Here is a 3,145-nt window from a genome sequence, read left to right as displayed (position 1 = left end):
GTGGCGGGGGAGGAGTCGTCGGGCACCCCTCCAGTCTCACAGCCACCGGGTGCACTGCCCAGATGGCCGATGGACCAGCCGGGCAGCCGATGGGCCAGCTGCCGGTCCCCGAAGGACTATGCGACGGCGGCCTTCTGCCCGAGGCGGCGACCCGGCCGGCTGACGTGGGCTGGACCCATGATCGAGATCGAGAACCTCACCAAGCGCTTCGGCGCAGTACAGGCGCTGCAGGGGGTGTCCTTCGACGTCCCCGCGGGCCACATCGTCGGCTTCCTCGGCCCCAACGGGGCCGGGAAGTCCACCTGCCTGCGCATCCTGGCCGGGCTGGTCCACGCCGATGCCGGGACGGCCACCGTCGCCGGCCACCCCTACCGTGACCTGCCCCACGCCGGAGCCACGCTCGGCGTGCTGCTGGGCACCGAGTCCTTCCACCCCGGCCGCACCGGGCTGGAGACGCTGCGGCTGTCCGCCCTGGCCCAGGGGCTTTCCGGGGATCGCGTCGCGCAGGTGCTCGACGAGGTAGGGCTGACGACGGCAGAGGCCCGTCGCCGCGTCGGGCAGTACTCGCTGGGCATGCGCCAACGCCTCGGCATCGCCCGGGCGCTGCTGGCCGACCCGTCGGCCCTGGTGCTCGACGAGCCCACCAATGGGCTCGACCCGCAGGGCCAGCGCTGGCTCGCCGAACTCTTGCGCTCCCGGGCACAGCGGGGTTGTGCGGTGCTGCTGAGCAGCCACCAGCTGCACGACGTCTCACGCCTGGCCCAGACCGTCGTGATGATCGGCGACGGGCAGGTGCTGGCCACCTCGGCCGTCGCCGACGTGCCCGACCTGGAGGAGCAGTACTTCCGCCTCACCTCGGGCGCAGATCGTGCGCCCAACAACCCCCAGCAGCCCACCCCGACCACGGGAGCAGTCCGATGACCATGGTGGAATCCCGCCCATACACCGATCCCGCCGTCCACCAGGCCGGCCCTGGCCTGGGACGGGCCGTGCTCGTCGAGGCGCGCACCCTGACCGGCACCCGCAGCCAGCGGGCCGTGGCGGCGGGGGGTCTGTTCGCCATGGCGGCCTTCGCCGGTGGCCGGGCCCTGCAGCCGCTGGCCGAGACCACCACGAGCCAGCTGGTGGCGATGGCCTGCGGCCCGGCGGGCTGGATGATGCTGGTGCTGGCGGTGCTGCTGGTCAGCCAGGAGTTCAGCCACGGCACGATCGAGCAGTCGCTGCTGGCCGACCCCGACCGCTCGCGCCTGGTGCTGGCCAAGGCGCTGGCGGTGCTGGCCGCCGACGCTGTCGCCTTCCTGGTGGCGGTGCTGATGGGGGCGGGGGCTGCCCTGGTGGCCCCGCTGCTGACCGGAACTCCGGTTCTCTGGCGCTGGGATGCCGGCCAGCTGGCCCTGGCGGCTGGGAGTCTGGTCTTCACGAGCCTCGCGGCACTGGCCTGGGCCCTGGTCTCGCGCAGTGCCCCGGCCCCGATCATGGTGCTGCTGCTGTGGCCGACGATCGCCCTGTTGCTCTCTGCGGTCTCGTCGCAGGTGGCGGCGGTGCTCGGCTGGGTGAACCTGGATGCCGTCTGGGTGCTGGCCGACCCGACGCCCGGGGCGTGGGCGAGGCTGGCAAGCTCGATGCTCGTGTGGATTGTCCTTCCCGCCGGCCTGGGTGCCTGGCGGCTCGTCAAGGGGGACCTGTGACGGGACGGACGAGGACCGTGCTGCTGGCACTCGGGTCGGGACTGTTGGCCCTGGTGCTGCTGGGCTTCGGGGCCTGGCACTGGTACACCGCCCCGGCGGGCGAGGCGCAGGCCGTCGAGCTGGCCGATGCCGAGCTGCCCAGCCGGTTCACCGATGCCACCGTGCTGGCCGTGGGGGAGGCGACCCATGGCACCGCGGAGTTCCGCGAGGCGTGGACGCTGGTGGCCCTGAAGTCCGCCGACAAGGGCTTCACGACGATCGCGCTGGAGGACAATGCCGGCTCGGTGAGCCAGGTGGACGCCTGGCTGCAGGGCGGGCCCGGCACCGCCGAACAGGCCGCGCAGCGGATGGGTTTCGCGCTCAACCGCACCGAGCAGAGCGCCGCCATGCTCACCCGCCTGCGGGAGTGGAATGCCAAGCATCCCAAGGATCCGGTGCGGCTCTACGGGCTCGACATCCAGCGCGCCGGCGAGGACCGCGACCTGGCCCTGGCCTGGCTGCGCTCGACTGATCCCGCCGCGGCGGCGAAGCTCGCCCCTGCCCTGGCCCGGATCACCCGGGACACGGCCTGGGAACAGGACCGGGCCACGGCGGCGGAGCCTGCGGCCAAGCAGCTGGCCGAGGCCGTCGAGCGGGTGGCCGCGGGGCGCACCGACGACGCGACGCTGCGGGCCCGCCTGTCGGCCCGGGCCCTGGTGCAGGGCATGCAGCGCGGGGCGCAGGGCATCGGCTCCTATGACCGGGACCGGGCACTGCACCAGAACCTGCGCTTCCTGGTGGAGGAGCGAGCACGGGTTGGGGGCAAGCACACCCTGCTGCTGGCCCACAACGGTCACGTCGACCGGGCAGGGGTGGCCAGCATGGCTGCGGGATCGAAGCTGGGTGTCTGGAATGCCAAGACCTGGGGCCAGGACTACCGGGTGATCGGGACGCAGTCCCACCGGACCCGGCTCGACGATGACGGCAGCGACTTCTCCTTCGACGTCTCCTCGCCGTCACGCGGGATCTTCACCGGGACCCGGATCGGCTTCCTGGACCTGGCTGAGGCGACGCCGGTGAACCGTCGGGTGCTGGGGCGTCGCCAGCCGATGGCCTCGGCCGGTTCCTCCTTCGCCGCCTACCAGGCCTGGATCCCCTTCCTGCACGAGGTGCAACTGGTGCCCGCCGAGGCCTGGGATGCGCTGGTGCACGTGGAGGACAGTCATCCCACGGTGCCGTTGGGGCAGTGATGCCGGATTGGGTCTGGTGGCCTGGAGGTGACGGGCTGGGGCTGGGGGCTGACGCGCTACGTGGGGCCAGGAAGCCGAGCGCGGGCCTGTTCACCTGCACCACACCTGTGCGAAACCTGAACGTCGGCTGAATGTGATGGGATGACGCCCATGCCTATCCTCCACACCGTCCGACTCGCGGTCGCCGCGATCGGTTCCGCCGCCCTGCTGCTCCCCCTGGCGCCCGCC

At 72.5% G+C, this 3,145-nt stretch carries 3 protein-coding genes; all 3 read left to right on the top strand.

Annotation, left to right across the window (positions count from 1 at the left end):
- Positions 1 to 177 precede the first annotated feature (177 nt).
- The 3 genes from ACHFFZ_RS10935 to ACHFFZ_RS10925 are packed head-to-tail and all read left to right on the top strand — an operon-like array spanning position 178 to position 2,917.
- Complete coding sequence (locus ACHFFZ_RS10935; protein ID WP_394276651.1) at positions 178 to 921, top strand: ABC transporter ATP-binding protein; 744 nt, start codon at positions 178 to 180, stop codon at positions 919 to 921.
- Positions 918 to 1,688: a hypothetical protein gene (locus ACHFFZ_RS10930; RefSeq protein WP_394276650.1), complete on the top strand. Its 771-nt coding sequence runs from the start codon at positions 918 to 920 to the stop codon at positions 1,686 to 1,688. The genes ACHFFZ_RS10935 and ACHFFZ_RS10930 overlap by 4 nt, the downstream gene beginning before the upstream one ends.
- Positions 1,689 to 1,705: 17 nt before the next feature.
- Complete coding sequence (locus tag ACHFFZ_RS10925; RefSeq protein ID WP_394276649.1) at positions 1,706 to 2,917, top strand: erythromycin esterase family protein; 1,212 nt, start codon at positions 1,706 to 1,708, stop codon at positions 2,915 to 2,917.
- Positions 2,918 to 3,145 lie beyond the last annotated feature (228 nt).

Origin of the sequence: Luteococcus sp., assembly GCF_043424415.1 — a bacterium.
In the GTDB taxonomy this organism is placed as follows: Bacteria; Actinomycetota; Actinomycetes; order Propionibacteriales; family Propionibacteriaceae; genus Luteococcus.
Note: the sequence above shows the minus strand (reverse complement) of the source record. Positions and strands in the feature narration are given on the sequence as shown.

Bases quoted from the DNA above. Each gene is read 5' to 3' on its own strand.
- ACHFFZ_RS10935 (WP_394276651.1), top strand. From the start codon at position 178: ATGATCGAGATCGAGAACCTCACCAAGCGCTTCGGCGCAGTACAGGCG.
- ACHFFZ_RS10930 (WP_394276650.1), top strand. From the start codon at position 918: ATGACCATGGTGGAATCCCGCCCATACACCGATCCCGCCGTCCACCAG.